This is a genomic window from Pseudomonas oryzihabitans (genome assembly GCF_001518815.1).
GTDB classification, from domain to species: domain Bacteria; phylum Pseudomonadota; class Gammaproteobacteria; order Pseudomonadales; family Pseudomonadaceae; genus Chryseomonas; species Chryseomonas oryzihabitans_E.
On sequence record NZ_CP013987.1, the window covers coordinates 37,702 to 54,079 of the forward strand.

The 16,378-nt window shown below is 67.6% G+C and carries 17 protein-coding genes; 9 read left to right on the forward strand and 8 right to left on the reverse strand.

Features of this window, described 5'->3' with window-relative positions; all coding sequences use genetic code 11:
• Positions 1–69 precede the first annotated feature (69 nt).
• From APT59_RS00180 to APT59_RS00190, 3 genes are all read left to right on the forward strand, one after another.
• Positions 70–654 carry a DNA-3-methyladenine glycosylase I gene (locus APT59_RS00180; RefSeq protein ID WP_059313006.1) on the forward strand — a complete coding sequence of 195 codons (585 nt, stop codon included), beginning with the start codon at positions 70–72 and terminating at the stop codon, positions 652–654.
• Positions 655–744: 90 nt separating this feature from the next.
• Positions 745–1,632 carry a lysophospholipid acyltransferase gene (locus APT59_RS00185; RefSeq protein WP_059313007.1) on the forward strand — a complete coding sequence of 296 codons (888 nt, stop codon included), beginning with the start codon at positions 745–747 and terminating at the stop codon, positions 1,630–1,632.
• Between the two features lie 167 nt (positions 1,633–1,799).
• On the forward strand, positions 1,800–2,072 hold the full coding sequence (locus APT59_RS00190) for a PilZ domain-containing protein (RefSeq protein ID WP_059313008.1): 273 nt from the start codon (positions 1,800–1,802) through the stop codon (positions 2,070–2,072).
• On the opposite strand, the gene APT59_RS00195 is transcribed toward APT59_RS00190, so the two are convergent.
• From APT59_RS00195 to def, 4 genes are read right to left on the reverse strand one after another with little or no spacing between them, the layout of a single operon-like run.
• A complete protein-coding gene (locus APT59_RS00195) occupies positions 2,063–2,380 on the reverse strand; it encodes a tetratricopeptide repeat protein (RefSeq protein ID WP_059313009.1) in 318 nt (105 codons plus the stop codon). The genes APT59_RS00190 and APT59_RS00195 overlap by 10 nt on opposite strands.
• 11 nt (positions 2,381–2,391) lie before the next feature.
• Positions 2,392–3,693 (reverse strand): 16S rRNA (cytosine(967)-C(5))-methyltransferase RsmB, encoded by a 1,302-nt coding sequence (gene rsmB, locus APT59_RS00200; protein ID WP_059313010.1) that lies wholly within the window; start codon positions 3,691–3,693, stop codon positions 2,392–2,394.
• A complete protein-coding gene (gene fmt, locus APT59_RS00205; protein ID WP_059313011.1) occupies positions 3,690–4,634 on the reverse strand; it encodes a methionyl-tRNA formyltransferase in 945 nt (314 codons plus the stop codon). Before fmt ends, rsmB begins: the two co-directional genes overlap by 4 nt.
• A gap of 58 nt (positions 4,635–4,692) precedes the next feature.
• Positions 4,693–5,199 carry a peptide deformylase gene (gene def, locus APT59_RS00210; protein ID WP_059313012.1) on the reverse strand — a complete coding sequence of 169 codons (507 nt, stop codon included), beginning with the start codon at positions 5,197–5,199 and terminating at the stop codon, positions 4,693–4,695.
• A 229-nt stretch (positions 5,200–5,428) separates the two neighbouring features.
• On the opposite strand from def, the gene APT59_RS00215 reads away from it, so the two are divergent.
• The 3 genes from APT59_RS00215 (at position 5,429) to APT59_RS00225 (ending at position 8,216) form a co-directional block, all read left to right on the forward strand.
• Positions 5,429–6,460: a LysM peptidoglycan-binding domain-containing protein gene (locus APT59_RS00215; RefSeq protein WP_059313013.1), complete on the forward strand. Its 1,032-nt coding sequence runs from the start codon at positions 5,429–5,431 to the stop codon at positions 6,458–6,460.
• Positions 6,461–6,511: 51 nt separating this feature from the next.
• The gene (gene dprA / locus APT59_RS00220) at positions 6,512–7,597 is read left to right on the forward strand and encodes a DNA-processing protein DprA (protein ID WP_059313014.1); all 1,086 of its coding nucleotides are present in this window, start codon (positions 6,512–6,514) and stop codon (positions 7,595–7,597) included.
• A gap of 64 nt (positions 7,598–7,661) precedes the next feature.
• Positions 7,662–8,216, forward strand: a complete 555-nt coding sequence (locus tag APT59_RS00225; RefSeq protein WP_059313015.1) for an L-threonylcarbamoyladenylate synthase — start codon at positions 7,662–7,664, stop codon at positions 8,214–8,216.
• A 54-nt stretch (positions 8,217–8,270) separates the two neighbouring features.
• On the opposite strand, the gene APT59_RS00230 is transcribed toward APT59_RS00225, so the two are convergent.
• Both APT59_RS00230 and APT59_RS00235 read right to left on the reverse strand, forming a co-directional pair.
• A complete protein-coding gene (locus APT59_RS00230) occupies positions 8,271–11,654 on the reverse strand; it encodes a PAS domain S-box protein (protein ID WP_059313016.1) in 3,384 nt (1,127 codons plus the stop codon).
• A gap of 158 nt (positions 11,655–11,812) precedes the next feature.
• Complete coding sequence (locus tag APT59_RS00235; protein WP_059313017.1) at positions 11,813–12,790, reverse strand: NADPH:quinone reductase; 978 nt, start codon at positions 12,788–12,790, stop codon at positions 11,813–11,815.
• A gap of 116 nt (positions 12,791–12,906) precedes the next feature.
• On the opposite strand from APT59_RS00235, the gene hemF reads away from it, so the two are divergent.
• On the forward strand, positions 12,907–13,836 hold the full coding sequence (gene hemF, locus APT59_RS00240; RefSeq protein ID WP_059313018.1) for an oxygen-dependent coproporphyrinogen oxidase: 930 nt from the start codon (positions 12,907–12,909) through the stop codon (positions 13,834–13,836).
• 4 nt (positions 13,837–13,840) lie between these two features.
• Positions 13,841–14,656, forward strand: coding sequence for a shikimate dehydrogenase (gene aroE, locus APT59_RS00245; RefSeq protein ID WP_059313019.1), 816 nt, complete (start codon positions 13,841–13,843; stop codon positions 14,654–14,656).
• A gap of 103 nt (positions 14,657–14,759) precedes the next feature.
• Here the strand turns inward: aroE and APT59_RS00250 are convergent, their stop codons facing one another.
• Positions 14,760–15,185, reverse strand: coding sequence for a hypothetical protein (locus APT59_RS00250; RefSeq protein ID WP_059313020.1), 426 nt, complete (start codon positions 15,183–15,185; stop codon positions 14,760–14,762).
• Between the two features lie 71 nt (positions 15,186–15,256).
• On the opposite strand from APT59_RS00250, the gene APT59_RS00255 reads away from it, so the two are divergent.
• The gene (locus APT59_RS00255) at positions 15,257–15,607 is read left to right on the forward strand and encodes a MerR family transcriptional regulator (RefSeq protein WP_059313021.1); all 351 of its coding nucleotides are present in this window, start codon (positions 15,257–15,259) and stop codon (positions 15,605–15,607) included.
• Between the two features lie 187 nt (positions 15,608–15,794).
• On the opposite strand, the gene APT59_RS00260 is transcribed toward APT59_RS00255, so the two are convergent.
• Positions 15,795–16,346, reverse strand: coding sequence for a gamma carbonic anhydrase family protein (locus tag APT59_RS00260; RefSeq protein WP_059313022.1), 552 nt, complete (start codon positions 16,344–16,346; stop codon positions 15,795–15,797).
• Positions 16,347–16,378: the final 32 nt, after the last annotated feature.

Below are 16,378 nucleotides of genomic sequence, written 5' to 3' on the forward strand. Positions count from 1 at the left end.
TGTGATTCGCCTCCGCTGGCGGGCAATTGCGCTAAGGTGCGGCCTTTCCTCCTCGACCGAGTCTTCGCCATGCCGCGTTGCTTCTGGTGCACCGCCGATCCGCTGTACATCGAATATCACGACCACGAATGGGGCGTACCCCAGCGCGATCCAGCGGTGCTCTTCGAATTCCTGCTGCTGGAAGGCTTCCAGGCGGGGCTGTCGTGGATCACCGTGCTGAAGAAGCGCGAGCGCTATCGCCAGGTGCTGCACGGCTTCGATCCTCGGCGGCTGGCGCAGTTGACCGATGCGGAGCTCGCGGAGCTGATGCAGGACCCAGGCATCATCCGCAACGGCGCCAAGCTGCGCGCCGCCCGTCAGAATGCGCAGGCCTGGCTCAGGCTCGAAGACCCGGCCGATTGGCTGTGGTCCTTTGTCGGTGGCGCGCCACGCATCAACCATTTTCGCGACCGCGACGAGGTGCCGGCGATCACTCCGGAAGCCGAGGCCATGAGCAAGGCGCTCAAGAAAGCCGGTTTCACCTTTGTCGGCCCGACCATCTGCTACGCCTTCATGCAGGCCATGGGGTTGGTGATGGACCACACTCTCGATTGCGACCGCCATGCCGAGTTGGCTCGTCCGTCGGCAGAACTGCAAGAAAAGTCGAATGTATAGCTGCCAGTTGGCGCGAACCTTACGCTTTCTTAACGTTTCCGGGACCTGTAGACGCTAAACTGTCGGCGCATTCAGACAGGAGTCCCTCTTTTGGAAAGATTCAAAGGCGCGCTGATGATCGCCTTCCTGCGCCTTTTCGCCCTGCTGCCCTGGCCACTGGTCCAGCGCCTGGGTGGATTCATCGGCTGGTGCATGTGGAAGCTGCCGACCCGCGCCAGCAAGGTTACCCGCATCAACCTCGCCCACTGTTTTCCCGAACTCGATGCCGCCGGCCTGGAACGGCTGTCGCGCGAGTGCCTGCGCGGCATCGGCAAGACCCTAACCGAAAGCGCCTGCGCCTGGATCTGGTCGCCCCAGCGCTCCCTGCGCCTGGTGCGCGAGGTGGAAGGCATGGACGTCCTCCAAGAAGCCCTGGCCTCCGGCGATGGCGTGGTGGGCATCACCAGCCACCTGGGCAACTGGGAATTGCTCAACCACTTCTATTGCTCCCATGCCAAGCCGATCATCTTCTACCGGCCGCCCAAGCTGAAGGCGGTGGATGACCTGCTCAAGCGCCAGCGGGTCCAGCTGGGTAACCGCGTGGCGCCTTCCACTCCGGAAGGTATCATCAGCGTGATCAAGGAAGTCCGACGCGGCGGTGCCGTGGGGATTCCGGCCGATCCCGAGCCGAGTCGCAGCGCCGGGCTCTTCGTGCCTTTCCTCGGCACCACCGCCCTGACCAGCAAGTTCGTCCCTTCGCTGCTGGCGCGCGGCAAGGCCCGTGGGGTGTTCTTCCATGCCGTGCGCCTGGAAGATGGCAGCGGCTACAAGGTGATCCTGGAAGCCGCCCCCCAGGCCATGTACGACCCGGATCCGGAGGTCTCGGTGGCCGCCATGAGCGAGGTGCTGGCCGGCTACGTGCGTCGCTATCCGACCCAGTACATGTGGAGCATGAAGAGATTCAAGAATCGCCCGGACGGCGAAGAGAAGTGGTACTGAGTCCCCTGGCCCGGATCATGTCTGGGCCCTGAAGGGCGTGCGGTCGTCTTATGACCTATCGCTCGGCGCTTCGCCAGGACCGTTCGGTCGGCGCGCGGCTGACAGGCGCCGGGCTTTGCCGGAAGCTGCCCGGACCTCAAGGAAGCGCCAAGTCAGGGAGTCAGGCGATGAATTCGCGGGATCAGCGCCAGCATACCCGTACCCCCCTCAAGTGCCGGCTGTGGATCGCCTATCCGGATGGCGAGATCGTCGGCGAGACCCGCGATCTGTCCGATGGCGGCGTCTACGTGGTGCATCCCGAACTGACGCGGCTGCCGCGAGGTACTCGGGTAGTGGGTCAGGTGCTCGACCTGCCCATGGAGGCACCCAAGGTGACCATGGAAATCATGCGCACCGACGGAGAAGGTGCCGGCCTCAAGTTCCTGCGTGATCAGGACTGAGCGCGGCGCGCCAGGCGCTTGAGAAACACCGTCATCTCCTTTTCCGCCTGCTTGTCGCCCTTGGCCTGCGCCGCCTGCAGGCCCTGCGTCCAGGCGGCTTCGGCGCTTGCCAGGTCGCCGCTACTCTCGTGGGCCTTGCCCAGCAGCTTCCAGGCCGCCGAATACGCCGGATCGAACTCGACGCAGTGCGCCAGGTGCTCGAGCGCCCGCGCAGGTTCGCCCGCATCCAGATAGCCCTTGCCCAGACCGAACCTGAGCAGGGCATTGTCCTGGCCGCGAGCGAGCATTTTCTCCAGGGATTCGAGCATGGCGAGGTCTCCTACTTGGCGATCTTGATCAGCTTGCAGTAATAGAAGCCGTCGTGGCCGTCGGGCTGCGGCAGGAGCTGGCGGCCATGGGGCTGGGCAAGGCCCCAGGGAGCGGGGATATCCAGCTCGCGGGCGCCCGGGGTGCGGGCGAGAAAGGCGGCGAGGTTGTCGCTGTTTTCTTCCGGCAACACCGAGCAGGTGGCGTAGACCAGGATGCCGCCTACCTCCAGCGTCGGCCAGAGCGCGTCCAGCAATTCACCCTGCAGCTGCACCAGGGGCGCGATGTCGCTGGCCTGGCGGGTCAGCTTGATGTCCGGATGACGGCGGATCACCCCGGTGGCGCTGCAGGGAGCGTCCAGCAGGATGCGCTGGAACGCCGTGCCGTCCCACCAGTCGGCCACGGCGCGGCCATCGGCGGCCAGGGTACGGGCCGTGAGGCCCAGGCGCGCCAGATTCTGCTCGACGCGCTCCAGGCGACCGGCATCGGCATCCAGTGCCACCACCTCGGCCAGGGCGGGTTCGCGCTCCAGCAGGTGACAGGTCTTGCCACCGGGCGCAGCGCAGGCGTCCAGCACTCGCTGGCCGGGCGCCAGTTCCAGCAGGTCCGCCGCCAGCTGGGCGGCCTCGTCCTGCACGCTGAGCCGACCCGCGGCAAAACCCGGCAGGGCGGTGACGTCCTGGGGTTGCAGCAGGCGGATGCCGTCGACGCTGAAGGTGCAGGGCACCGCCTCGATACCGGCGGCGGCCAGGTCGGCCAGATAGGCATCGCGACTGCCCTGGCGGCGATTGACCCTGAGGATCAGCGGCGGGTGCAGATTGTTCGCGGAGGCGATGGCTTCCCACTGCTCCGGCCAGCGCGCCTTGAGCGTCTTCTGCAGCCAGCGTGGATGAGCCAGGCGCGCGGCGGGATCGTGCTCCAGGGCCGGCAGCAGGCTCTCGTATTCGCGCTGGGCGCGGCGCAGCACGGCGTTGAGCAGACCCTTGGCCGAGGACTTCTTCAGCTTGTCGACACAGCCCACCGTCTCGCCAATGGCGGCATGGGCCGGGATGCGGGTGTGGAACAGCTGGTAGAGACCGATCAGCAGCAGGGCTTCGAGATCGCGGTCGCCGGCCTTGAAGGGCTTTTGCAGGAGCTTTTCCGCCAGCAGTGACAGCCGCGGCTGCCAGCGCGCGGTACCAAAGGCCAGGTCCTGGGCCAGGGCGCGGTCACGTGGATCGACCTTGGCCAATTGCTCGGGCAGGCTGCTGCCCAGGGAGGCACGTCCGGCCAGGACCGCGGCCAAGGCACGCGTGGCCGCCAGCCGCGGATTCATAGACCCAGCACCTGACCGGGGGCGAAGCGCTCGCGGCGGGCGTTGTAGAGATCGGCGAAGCCCAGCGGTTTGCCGCCAGGCAGTTGCAGGCGGGTCAGACGCAGGGCGCCCTCGCCACAGGCGACCAGCAGGCCTGCGCGATCGGCGTCGAGCACCATGCCCGGAACGCCCTGCCCTTCGGCCAGTTCCGCGGCCCAGACCTTGAGGGGTTCACCAGCCAGGGCGGTGTGGCACAGCGGCCAGGGATCGAAGGCGCGGATACGGCGCTCCAGTTCCACCGCCGGACGACCCCAGTCCAACCGGGCCTCGTCCTTGTTGAGCTTGTGGGCGTAGGTGGCCAGGTTGTCGTCCTGTACCTCGCCCTGCAGACTGCCGTCGGCCAGCCCCGGCAGGGCCTGGACCACGGCGGCGGCGCCCAGGGCGGCCAGGCGGTCGTGCAGGCATCCGCCGGTGTCCGTGGCGGTCAGGGGCGTCTTGACCTTGCTCAGCATCGGCCCGGTATCCAGGCCGGCCTCCATGCGCATCACGGTGACGCCGGACTCGGCATCGCCCGCCTCCAGCGCACGCTGGATGGGCGCCGCGCCTCGCCAGCGCGGCAGCAGCGAGGCATGGCTGTTGATGCAACCCAGGCGAGGGATGTCCAGCACCACCTGGGGCAGGATCAGGCCGTAGGCCACTACCACCAGCAGGTCGGGTTCCAGGGCCGCCAGGGTGGCCTGGGCCGCGGGATCACGCAGGGTTGGCGGCTGCTGCACGGGGATGCCGTGGGCCAGTGCCAGCTGCTTGACCGGACTCATGGCCAGCTTCTGGCCACGCCCGGCAGGGCGATCCGGCTGGGTGTAGACGGCAGCGATGGGGTAACCGGCGTCGATCAGCGCCTGCAGGTGCACGGCGGCGAATTCCGGGGTTCCGGCGAAGACGAGGCGTAGGGATCTGGACATGGCGGACCTGGCGGAAAGGGCGAGCGGCGGACGCCAGAGACGCCGTCCGCCAGGGCGATCAGGCCTTGTGGCGCTGCTGCTTTTCGAGCTTCTTCTTGATGCGATCACGCTTGAGCGGCGACAGATAGTCGACGAACAGCTTGCCATCGAGGTGATCGATCTCGTGCTGGATGCACACCGCCAGCAGGCCGTCGCACTCCAGCTCGAAGGACTTGCCGTCGCGGTCCAGGGCAGTCACCCGGACGCGCTCGGGACGGCAGACCTTTTCGTAGAACCCGGGGATCGACAGGCAGCCTTCCTGGTACTCGCCCAGTTCCTGGGTGAGCGGCTCGGCTTCCGGATTGATGAAGACCAGCGGTTCGCTCTTGTCTTCGCTGACGTCGATCACCACCAGGCGGCGATGGACGTTGACCTGGGTGGCGGCCAGACCGATGCCGGGCGCTTCGTACATGGTCTCGAACATGTCGTCGATGGTCTGGCGCAGAGCGTCGTCGACCACGTCGATGGGCTTGGCGACGGTGCGCAGGCGGGGATCGGGAAATTCGAGGATGTCTAGGATCGCCATGGCGTTGAGGGCACTTGTGGAATACAGTCAAGGGGCGCTGCTAAGATGCCGCAGCGTTGTATCCACCCGCTTCGGGCAGGTCCCGGAAGGTGGATGACGTCGGTCGACGGGGATGAGCGCCTGCGCTGCCCGGTGCCGACAGAGGTGGCACTCAGGGCACGACTGGGGCGATTCCCCGACGTTTGCGTGAAGACGGTTCTTCAAAGCCAAGTGTAAAGGGATTCGACGCATGAGGAAATCTTTGTTCGCCCTGCTGCTGGTCGCAGGGGGCGCCCTGCAGTCGGCGTACGCGGCGGTCACCCTGCGTCAGGACCACCCGGAAAGCTATACCGTGGTCCGTGGCGATACCCTCTGGGACATCTCCGCCAGATTCCTCAGCAAGCCCTGGGAATGGCCAGAGATCTGGCAGGCCAATCCGCAGATCAAGAATCCCCACCTCATCTATCCCGGCGACACCCTGGTGCTGAGCTACGTCGACGGCCAGCCGCGCCTGCAGCTCAACCGCGGTGCCTCGCGTGGCACGGTCAAGCTGTCGCCCACGGTGCGCAGCACGCCTATCGCCGAAGCCATCCCGGCCATTCCGCTGGAAGCGGTGAACAGCTTCCTGCTGCAGAATCGCGCCATCGACTCGGCCGAACAGTTCCAGTCGGCGCCCTATGTGGTGGCCGGCAACGCCGAACGCGTGGTGAGCGGCGCCGGTGATCGCATCTATGTGCGCGGCAAGTTGCAGCCAGGGGTGTCCGCCTATGGCATCTACCGCCAGGGCAAGACCTATGTCGATCCCAAGACCGGCGCCTTTCTCGGCATCAACGGCGACTTCATCGGCAGCGCCGACCTGGTCACCCAGGAAGGCGATATCGCCACCCTGAAGCTGACCCGCACCACCCAGGAGGTTCGCCTGGGCGACCGGCTGTTCCCCACCGAGGAACGGCTGGTGAATTCCACCTTCATGCCCAGCGCCCCGGCCCGCGACGTCAGCGGCCTGATCCTCGACGTGCCCCGCGGCGTCACCCAGGTCGGCCAGTTCGATGTGGTGACCCTCAACAAAGGCACCCGCGATGGCCTGATCGAGGGTAACGTCCTGGCCGTGTACAAGACCGGCGAGACGGTACGTGATCGCATCACCGGCGAACTGGTGAAGATCCCCGACGAGCGTGCCGGTCTGCTGATGGTCTTTCGCGCCTATGACAAGATCAGCTACGGCCTGATCCTGACCGCTACCCGCCAGCTGGAGCTGATGGACAAGGTGCGCAACCCCTAACCTCTCTCAGGTCGCCAGGATGGCGACCGGCCACACTCAAGGAAGACTTCCATGGCCACCCTCTCCCCCGCCGAGCAGGACGCTCGGCTCCGCCTGCATGCCCTGCCGGAACTCGGTGCCGTGCGCCAGCGGCTGCTGCTGGATGCCTTCGGCAGCGCCGCCGCCGCCCTTAGCGCGCCCGCGTCGGCCTGGCGCGCCCTGCGCCTGCCGGCGGTGGCCGCGGAGGCCCGCCGCAGCGCCGCGACCCGTGAGCGGGTCGCCCGAGCCCTGGCCTGGCTGGACGGGCCCGATCGCCATCTGCTCTGCCTGGGCGACGACCGCTATCCGGCGCTGCTCGCCGAGATCGCCGATCCACCGCCGCTGCTGTTCGTCGAAGGTCGCGTCGAGTTGCTCGAGCAGCCGCAACTGGCCCTGGTCGGCAGCCGCCAGGCCAGTGCCCAGGGCCTGGACAACGCCCGGCGCTTCGCCCAGAGCCTGGCCACGGCCGGATTCTGCATCACCAGTGGCCTGGCCCTGGGTATCGATGGCGCCGCGCACCAGGGGGCCCTGGATGGCGGTGGTGCCACGGTTGCGGTGCTAGGTACCGGTCTGCTGCAGCTCTATCCTCGGCGGCACCTGGGTCTGGCCCAGCGCCTGCTGGCGGAAGGGGGCGCGCTGGTCTCCGAGTTGCCGCTGGACTGCACCCCCCAGGCGGCTAACTTCCCCCGGCGCAACAGGATCATCAGCGGCCTGAGCCTGGGCACCCTGGTGGTGGAAGCCAGTCCGTCCAGTGGCTCCCTGATCACCGCCCGGCTGGCCGCCGAGCAAGGTCGCGAGGTCTTCGCCCTGCCCGGCTCCATCCACCATCCGGGCGCCCGAGGCTGCCATCAGCTGATCCGCGAGGGCGCGCAACTGGTGGAAAGTGTGGAGCACATCCTCGAAGCCCTGCAGGGCTGGCGTCGCCTGGCACCAATGGCCGCAGCCGTGGTGGTCGAGGACGACCCGCTGTTGCGGCATCTGGCAGCAGGACCGCTCAACAGCGAGGAACTGGCGCGCCTCAGTGGGCAGTCGCTGCCGGAGGTGCTGGTGCGCCTGACCGACCTGGAGCTGGAAGGCCGGGTGGCCGCACAACAGGGCAGCTGGAGTCGCCTCGGCTAGAGCCGGATGACTGGCATCGGCGCCGCGCTCGGGTAGACTTCAGGGATTTGGCGGAGGCAAGGCGATGCACAACAGCTGGCGAGTACGGCAGGCGGCGCGAATCGTGCGCGAGGGGGGCGTGCTGGCCTATCCCACCGAGGCCGTCTGGGGCCTGGGCTGCGATCCCTGGGACCAGGCCGCGGTCTATCGCCTGCTGATGCTCAAGCGGCGTCCCCTGGAAAAGGGCCTGATCCTGGTCGCCGACACCATCCGCCAGTTCGACTTCCTGCTCCACGACCTGCCGGAAGAGTCCCTGGCCAAGCTGGCCAGTACCTGGCCAGGGCCCAACACCTGGCTGGTACCTCACCACAACCGCCTGCCCGGCTGGGTGACCGGTGCCCACGCCACCGTGGCGCTGCGGGTCTCCGAACATCCGCTGGTGGGCGAACTCTGCGCCCTCACCGGTCCGCTGATCTCCACCTCGGCCAACCCCGCAGGACGCCCGGCGGCGCGCTCGCGGCTGAGGGTTCAGCAGTACTTTCCCGGCATGCTGGATGGCATCCTCATGGGCGAGCTGGGTGGGCGCAAGAATCCCAGCGTGATTCGCGATCTGGTCAACGGCAAGGTCTTTCGGCCCTAGGTTCCGTACGCACCGTCACCGACCTCGCGCAGGCACCTTTCGCACAGCTGAACGTCAGTCCAGCAACTGGCGCAGCTGCCGGGCCAGGGCTTCGATCTGGAACGGCTTGGCCAACGACGGCTCGCCATTCGGCGTCGAGCGCTCGGCGTGGCCGCTGACGAACAGCACCGGCAATCCCGGCCAGCGTTCGCGCAGGCGCTCTGCCAGGTCGGCGCCATCGAGATCCGGCAGGCCGAGATCGGTGATCAGCAGGTCGCAGGGCAGGTCGCCGTCCACCAGGGTGAGCGCCGCCGAGGCGCTGGCCGCGGTACGCACGCGATAGCCCAGTTCGGTGAGCATCTCGCGCAACAGCAGCCGCACCGAGACATCGTCTTCCACCAGCAGCAGACGTTCACCGCGGCTCTGGGCGACAGCCGCCTGGGGCACCTGATGCTGCGCCTGGGTCTCGGAAGAGGCGCAGGGCAGCCAGAGGCTGACGCGGGTACCGTTGCCGGGCGCACTGTCCAGGGTGACATGGCCGCCCGACTGCTTGATGAAACCATAGAGCATCGACAGGCCCAGACCGGTGCCCTGGCCGATGGGCTTGGTGGTGAAAAAGGGGTCGAAGGCGCGATCCACCACCTCGGCGGGCATGCCGCTGCCGGTGTCGGCGATGGTCAGGCGCACGTAGTCGCCTGGCGGCAGGTCATGCTCGGCGGCGAGGTCGGTGAGGTGATCGAGGGCGGTTTCCAGGGTCAGGCGACCCCCCTCGGGCATGGCATCGCGGGCGTTGATCACCAGGTTCAGCAGGGCGTTTTCCAGCTGGTTGGTGTCGGTGCGGGCCGACGGCAGCTGCGGCGCGAGACTGGTGCGCAGGGTGATGCGCTCGCCCAGGGTGCGCTGGAAGAGTTCTTCCAGGGACAGGATCAGGTCGTTCACCGCCACCGGTCGCGGGTCCAGGGTCTGCCGGCGGGCGAAGGCCAGCAGTCGATGGGTCAGGGCCGCGGCGCGGGTAGCGGACTGCTCGGCGGTATCCAGGTAGCGCTGCAGATTGTCGTGGCGGCCCTGGTCCAGGCGGCGGCGCAGCAATTCCAGCGAGCCGCTGATGCCGGTGAGCAGATTGTTGAAATCATGGGCGATGCCGCCGGTGAGATGACCGATGGCCTCCATCTTCTGCGCCTGGCGCAGCGCCGCTTCGGCGTTCTGCAGCGCCAGGGCGGCGTCGTGCTCGACGGTGATGTCGCGGCCGAAGACATAGATGCGTCCATCATGATCAGCGGTGGCCTTCCACATCATGTAGCGCCAGTTGCCCTCGCGGGTGCGCAGCCGTCCAGGCAGGTCGCTCAGCACCTCGCCCTGGCGCAGGGCGGCCAGGCGCGGGAATACCGGTGGATCGTCGGGATGCTCCAGAGACGTGGGCGGCTGATGGCGCAGTTCCTCGTCGTCCCAGCCGAGGGTGCGGCTCCAGGCCGGATTGCGACTCAGCCAACGCTGACCCTGGATCACTCCGAGCAGGTCGTCGGCCACCCGCCACATGCGGTCGCGTTCGACGGTGCGTTCGTGGACGCGCTGTTCGAGCAGTTCGGCCAGCCGCCGCAGCCGATGTTCGGCCATGCGGATCTCGCTGACGTCGGTATGGACGCCGACCCATTCGCAGACCACACCGTTCTCTCGCACCGGCAGGGCGCGCACGCTGAAGGTGCGCCACTGGCCGTCGCGGCAGCGCAACCGGTGTTCGTCATGGAAGTCCACCTGCTGCTGCACGGCCAGGCGCCAGCGGCGCAGGGTGCGCGGGGCATCCTCGGGATGCAAGGCATCGGCCCAGCCTTCCTGCTGATACTGGGCATAACTCTGTCCGGTCAGGGTGCTCCAGGCGAGCTGTTCGCCAAGCAGATGACCCTGGGCGTTGCTGGTCCAGACCACCCCTTGTACCGCCTCGACAGCGTTGCGAAAGCGCTGGTTGGACAGGTGCAGCGCGGCTTCGGCCTGCTTGCGCTGGGTCAGGTCCACCACCACCAGGCTCACCGAGAGTTCCTGGCCCACTTCCGACTGCAGCGGCGAGCCATGCAGGCTGACCCAGACCACCGAACCGTCCGGGCGCAGGAAGCGCTGATCCAGCTTGAAGCTGTCGCCGCGTTCACGCAGCGTTTCGAGACTGCGCTCCAAGAGCGCCCGGTCCTCGGGGTGGGTCTGGGCCTGCAGGGTCTGTTCCAGCACCCCGACCTCGTTGCGATCGAGCAGCTCGCAATAGCGGCGATTGGCGAGCAGGATACGGCCGCGGGCGTCGGTCTGGCAGATGCCGACCGCCGCCTGGTTGATCAGGCTGGCCAGGCGTGCGCTGTGCTCGCGCAGGGCGTTCTCGGCGTCGACCCGCTGCTGGACGTCGTCGAACAGGGTGACCGAGGCGATCACCTCGCCCGTGGCCGAGCGAACCGGCGCACTGGATACCTCCAGCAGCCGGATGCTGCCGTCGGGCCGGCGATAGCGCATCAATTCGGGCGCCACCGCCTGGCCGCTGCGCAAGACCCGCACGGTGGGATAGTCGTCCACTGCGTAGGGTTGGCCATTGGCATGCAGGGCACCGATGGCGCCATAGCGTTCGTCCAGCGTCTCCCCGGCCGGGCGTTTGCCCAGGAGGGTATCGACGCGATCATTGAGCATCACCGCTTCTTCGCTGCCGGCTTCGGTGATGGAGATGCCCAGGGGCGCCTGTTGCAGCACGCTGGCCAGCAACCCCTGTTCCAGCGATAGCCGCCGTTCCAGGTGCCGGGCCTGATCCTGGATCTGCTGGCGCGCCAGCAGGGCGCCGAGCAGCAGGGCCAGCTGGTCCAGCAACAGGCGCGTGTCCGCATCGACGGTATTGCCCAGCTGCAGGTAGCCCAAGGGCTGGGTGGCAGGACCGAAGGGAACGAGCAGCTGCCCCGGTAGCTGACTGCCCGCCTCGGCCACGGACAGCATCCGCGCCTGGGGATCATTGGCGAGGTCACGCAGGGCCTGGGTGGCGCACAGCCGCAAGGCGGCGAGATCCGTCGTGCCGCTGAGTCTTCGCGACCATTCGCCAAGCGCCTGCAGGCGCTGCGCTAGATCCCGCTCGGCGCTGCGTCGGGCGGCGAAGCGGGTACGCGTCGCCGGCGCCTGCCAGACGTGCAGCAGCCAGCCTACCGCGACATCCGCCCGGCGCAGGGGCATCAGGTGCAGGTCAAGTCGCACCAGGTGACCGTCGCGGTGGCGCAGACCCTGGGTCTGGCAGCGTTCGAGCGCGTCCAGCCACTGATCGGCGGGCGGCTCCGGCAGCAGCAGGCCGACGATGGACTCGCCGACCTTGTCCTGCGCGCTCCAGCCCAGCAGCCGGGCGACGACCGGGCACCACTGCCCGATCCGCCCTTCGGCGGTCAGGGTGATCAGGGCCGTGTCCGTGGCGGTGTCGAGCAGGCTGGCGAGTGGGCTGGAGATAGGCATGACAGGGGCAGCGATCCGGCCGATTCTGAAAAGGACGCCGAGTCCGTACTGGCTCGACTGTCCGAGATAGACCGGCGTTTACCCCTGTCGTGCCGGCCGGCTGCGGGAAACTTAATGGCCGTCACGATTTACCCAGCCAGGCGCGTGGGCGTCTCGTCTCAGGGCAACAGGATGGTCGAGCCGCTGGTCTCCCGGCCCGACAGGGCGCGGTGCGCCTCCTGTACCTCGGCCAGTGGATAGCGCCGGCCGATGTCCACCTGGATGCGGCCGTCGGTGATCAGCTCGAACAGCTGGTCGGCCATGTCCTGCAAGGTCTCGGGCGAGGCGGCGTAGGTGGCGAGGGTCGGACGGGTCACATAGAGCGAACCCTTCTGCGAGAGGATCCCCAGGTTGACCCCGGTGACCGCACCGGAGGCATTGCCGAAGCTGACCATCAGGCCGCGCGGCGCCAGGCAGTCCAGCGACATCTCCCAGGTGTCCTTGCCGACGCCATCGTAGACCACCGGCACCTTGGCCCCGTCGGTCAATTCACGGACCCGCGCCGGGACGTCTTCCTGGCGATAGTCGATCACCGCCCAGGCCCCCAGGGCCTTGGCCTTCTCCAGCTTTTCCGGCGAACCGGCGGTGCCGATCAGCCGCACGCCCAGGGCCTTGGCCCATTGACAGGCCAGGGAGCCGACACCACCCGCCGCGGCATGGAACAGCACGGTGTCACCGGCCTGCAGCGGATAGGTCTGGCGCAGGAGGTACTGCACGGTCAGCCCCTTGAGCATCACCGCGGCGCCCTGCTCGAAGGACACCGCTTCCGGCAGGTGCACCAGGTGCCGCTCGGGCAGCACATGGACTTCGGCATAGGCGCCCAGCGGACCGGTGGCGTAGGCGACGCGGTCGCCGGCCTTGAAGCGGGTGACCGCGCTGCCCACCGCCTCCACCACCCCAGCACCCTCGGTGCCCAGGCCCGAGGGCAGCGATGGCGGCGGATAGAGACCGCTACGGTAGTAGGTCTCGATGAAGTTGAGGCCGATGGCGTGGTTACGCACCCGTACCTCGTCGGGGCCGGGAGCGGCGGGTTCGAAATCCACGAGTTCGAGTACTTCGGGACCACCGGTGCGGCTGAACTGGATGCGCTGGACCATGCTGTCGGTTCCTTATGGACGTGAGCCTTCATCCAAGCCGCAACCGCGGGCCACGTCAACCGGTCGGATACGGGTGTTATGCTCTGCCCTCCCCGCCTGTTGTGGAAATCCTTGCGATGAATCCCTCCCTGGAGGCCGTCAAGGCCTATCTGCTCGATCTGCAGGAGCGTATCTGCGCCGCACTGGAAGCCGAGGACGGTACCGCCCGGTTTGCCGAAGACGCCTGGACCCGGCCGACCGGTGGCGGTGGCCGCACCCGGGTGATCGCCGAGGGCGCCCTGCTGGAAAAGGGCGGCGTGAACTTCTCCCACGTGCACGGCGACAGCCTGCCGCCCTCCGCCAGCGCCCATCGGCCGGAACTGGCCGGACGCAGCTTCGAGGCCATGGGCGTGTCCCTGGTCATGCACCCGCGCAATCCGCATATCCCCACCGCCCATGCCAATGTGCGCTTCTTTCTGGCGGAAAAGCCCGGCGAGGCGCCGGTCTGGTGGTTCGGTGGCGGTCTCGACCTCACCCCCTACTACGGCAACGAGGCCGATTGCGTGCATTGGCACCAGGTCTGCTTTGATGCCTGCGCGCCCTTTGGCGCCGACGTCTATCCGCGCTACAAGGCCTGGTGCGACCGCTATTTCCACCTCAAGCACCGCGGCGAACCACGCGGCATCGGCGGCCTGTTCTTCGATGACCTGAACGACTGGGACTTCGAGACCTGCTTCGCCTTCCAGCGCGCCATCGGCGATGCCTTCGTCGACGCCTACCTGCCCATCGTCCAGCGCCGCCGTGACCAGCCGTACCGCGAGGCCGAGCGTGAATTCCAGGCCTATCGCCGTGGGCGCTACGTGGAATTCAACCTGGTCTACGACCGCGGCACCCTGTTCGGCCTGCAGTCTGGCGGCCGTACCGAGTCCATCCTCATGTCACTGCCGCCCGAGGTGCGCTGGGGCTATGACTGGAAACCCGTGCCCGGCTCGCCCGAGGCGCGCCTGACCGACTTCTTTCTCACCGACCGCGACTGGCTCGCGCTCGCCCCGACGCCTGCAGGATAGACCCATGGATCGCTACGCCGTCTTCGGCAACCCCATCGCCCACAGCAAGTCGCCGCTGATCCACAGCCTGTTCGCCGACCAGACCGGCGAGCGCCTGCACTACGGCACGCTGCTGGCGCCGCTGGACGGCTTCGCCGAAAGCGCACGCAGCTTCTTCCAGAGTGGCCTGGGCGCCAATGTCACGGTGCCCTTCAAGGAAGAGGCCTACCAGCTGTGCGACGACCTCACCCCGCGCGCCCGGCGCGCCGGGGCGGTCAACACCCTCAAGCGCCAGCCTGACGGTCGCCTGCTGGGCGACAACACCGATGGCGCTGGCCTGGTGCGGGACCTCACGGTCAACGCCGGTCTGCAGCTGGCTGGGCAGCGCATCCTGGTGCTGGGTGCCGGAGGCGCGGTACGCGGCGTGCTGGAGCCGCTGCTGGCCTGCAACCCCGGGCAACTGGTGCTGGCCAATCGCACCGAGCTCAAGGCGGTGCAGCTGGCGCGGGAATTCGCCGAGCTGGGGGCCATCGAGGTGGCCGCCTTCTCCACCCTGCGCGAGCCCTTCGACGTCATCATCAACGGCACCTCCGCTAGCCTCGGTGGCGGTCGCCCACCGCTCTCGGAAGCGGTGATCGGCCCCCAGACGGTGACCTACGACATGATGTACGGCAAAGACCTGACCGCCTTCAATCGCTGGGCGCAGGATGAAGGCGCCTTCCACACCCTGGATGGCCTGGGCATGCTGGTGGAACAGGCCGCCGAGGCCTTCGAACTCTGGCGCGGCGTGCGCCCCGACGGTGCGCCGGTACTGGCGGAGCTGAGGCGACAACTGGGTTAGTTCGGGATGCTGTTGGGCTTCGCTGCGCTCAGCGCCAACCTACGGGAACTCCATTGTAGGTTGGGTTGAGGCGGCTACATCGCCGAAGCCCAACGGGCCGCAGTCAGCCCGCCAGCTGGGGCTGGCGCCTGCGCGAGGCCAGAGACACCGGCCACGCCTGGGCGATGCCGAAGCCGATTTCGATCACCAGGAACATTGCCAACAGGGGACTGGCACCCTGGTACAGGGCCCAGGCCTGCCAGAGGGCGAACAGGCCCCTGGCCACGGCGTCGTAGCGCCCCAGCGTCACCGAGGGGCTGGCCAGCCGCAGCGCCGCCCAGACGCATACCACGGAGCCGAGCAGGTTGCCCAGCAGCAGGGCTTCCGGGCTGAAGGTCGCCAGGGGGGCGAATCCCAGCCACTGCCCCAGGGCGTCGAGCTGCCGCAGCAGCCAGGCGAGACTCCAGGGGGTGGCAAAAGGCGCGGTGACCAGCAGATCATAGAGGGCGCTGGCACGGACCAGCCGCAGATAGGGCGCAAGCTTCCACATGGACGGACTTCCTTGAACGAGAGGAAATCCAGTGTCGACCCTGGAGCTAGGTCCAGGGTCAAGGAGAACGGATGCGTATCGGCACCCTCGCCCAGGCGACCGGCCTGACCCGCGATACCCTGAGATTCTACGAGCGCCAGGGACTGCTCAAGGCCAGGCGCCGGGCCAATGGCTACCGCGACTATCCGCCCGAAGCCGTGGAATGGCTGGGCTATATCCGCACCGCCCAGCGGTTGGGCTTCAGCCTGCAGGAGATCGCCGCGAATCTGGAAGACGTCGAGCGCGCCGCCGATCCCGACGCCTTTCTGCAAGACCTGCTGCGCGACAAGCTCAGGGTCATCGAGGCGCGCATCGATGAATTGCAGGCGTTGCGTGGGGTGCTGTATTCGCGCTTGGGTGAAGCCTGTCCGCTGCGAACGTAGCTGAGCGTTGGGCTTCGCTGCGCTCGACCCAACCTACGGCCGTGAGCGGCGATCGCGGCCATGGGCCGCTCCTACAATTGCGTTGGAGCCTGTAGGAGCGGCCGCATCGACGGACCGCCATGGCCGCGATCAGTTGTAGGTTGGGTTGAGGCGGCTCCATCGCCGAAGCCCAACAGTACCGGGCCTGCTAGGCCCCCTCCTCCGCATACCCCTCGGCCAGATGCTTGTCCTTGAGCTTCACGTAGTTGCCGGCGCTGTAGGTGAAGAAGGCGCGTTCCTTCTCTTCCAGCGGGCGGATCTGCTTGACCGGGCGGCCGACGTAAAGATGGCCACCCTCCAGGCGCTTGCCCGGCGGGACCAGGCTGCCGGCACCGATCACCACCTCGTCCTCCACCACCGCGCCGTCCATGATGATACTGCCCATGCCCACCAGTACCCGGTCGCCAATCGTGCAGCCGTGCAGGGTCACCTGGTGGCCGACGGTGACGTCGGTGCCGATCAGCAAGGGATAGCCGTCCGGATTGAAGGGGCCGGCGTGGGTGATGTGCAGGACGCTGCCATCCTGGATGCTGGTGCGAGCGCCGATCCGAATGCGGTGCATGTCGCCGCGAATCACCGTCAGCGGCCACACCGAGCTGTCTGCACCAAGGGTCACGTCGCCGATCACCACCGCGGTGGCATCGACGAAGGCGCTTTCGTCCAGTTGCGGAGTCTTACCCTGGAAGGTCCTTATGGTCACGATAGATACCTTTTCTCGTCGGAAGGGTCTTG

Coding starts and splice junctions, on each gene's coding strand:
- APT59_RS00180 (WP_059313006.1), top strand. CDS start 70: ATGCCGCGTTGCTTCTGGTGCACCGCCGATCCGCTGTACATCGAATAT.
- APT59_RS00190 (WP_059313008.1), top strand. CDS start 1,800: ATGAATTCGCGGGATCAGCGCCAGCATACCCGTACCCCCCTCAAGTGC.
- APT59_RS00195 (WP_059313009.1), bottom strand. CDS start 2,380: ATGCTCGAATCCCTGGAGAAAATGCTCGCTCGCGGCCAGGACAATGCC.
- rsmB (WP_059313010.1), bottom strand. CDS start 3,693: ATGAATCCGCGGCTGGCGGCCACGCGTGCCTTGGCCGCGGTCCTGGCC.
- fmt (WP_059313011.1), bottom strand. CDS start 4,634: ATGTCCAGATCCCTACGCCTCGTCTTCGCCGGAACCCCGGAATTCGCC.
- def (WP_059313012.1), bottom strand. CDS start 5,199: ATGGCGATCCTAGACATCCTCGAATTTCCCGATCCCCGCCTGCGCACC.
- APT59_RS00215 (WP_059313013.1), top strand. CDS start 5,429: ATGAGGAAATCTTTGTTCGCCCTGCTGCTGGTCGCAGGGGGCGCCCTG.
- dprA (WP_059313014.1), top strand. CDS start 6,512: ATGGCCACCCTCTCCCCCGCCGAGCAGGACGCTCGGCTCCGCCTGCAT.
- APT59_RS00225 (WP_059313015.1), top strand. CDS start 7,662: ATGCACAACAGCTGGCGAGTACGGCAGGCGGCGCGAATCGTGCGCGAG.
- APT59_RS00230 (WP_059313016.1), bottom strand. CDS start 11,654: ATGCCTATCTCCAGCCCACTCGCCAGCCTGCTCGACACCGCCACGGAC.
- APT59_RS00235 (WP_059313017.1), bottom strand. CDS start 12,790: ATGGTCCAGCGCATCCAGTTCAGCCGCACCGGTGGTCCCGAAGTACTC.
- hemF (WP_059313018.1), top strand. CDS start 12,907: ATGAATCCCTCCCTGGAGGCCGTCAAGGCCTATCTGCTCGATCTGCAG.
- aroE (WP_059313019.1), top strand. CDS start 13,841: ATGGATCGCTACGCCGTCTTCGGCAACCCCATCGCCCACAGCAAGTCG.
- APT59_RS00250 (WP_059313020.1), bottom strand. CDS start 15,185: ATGTGGAAGCTTGCGCCCTATCTGCGGCTGGTCCGTGCCAGCGCCCTC.
- APT59_RS00255 (WP_059313021.1), top strand. CDS start 15,257: ATGCGTATCGGCACCCTCGCCCAGGCGACCGGCCTGACCCGCGATACC.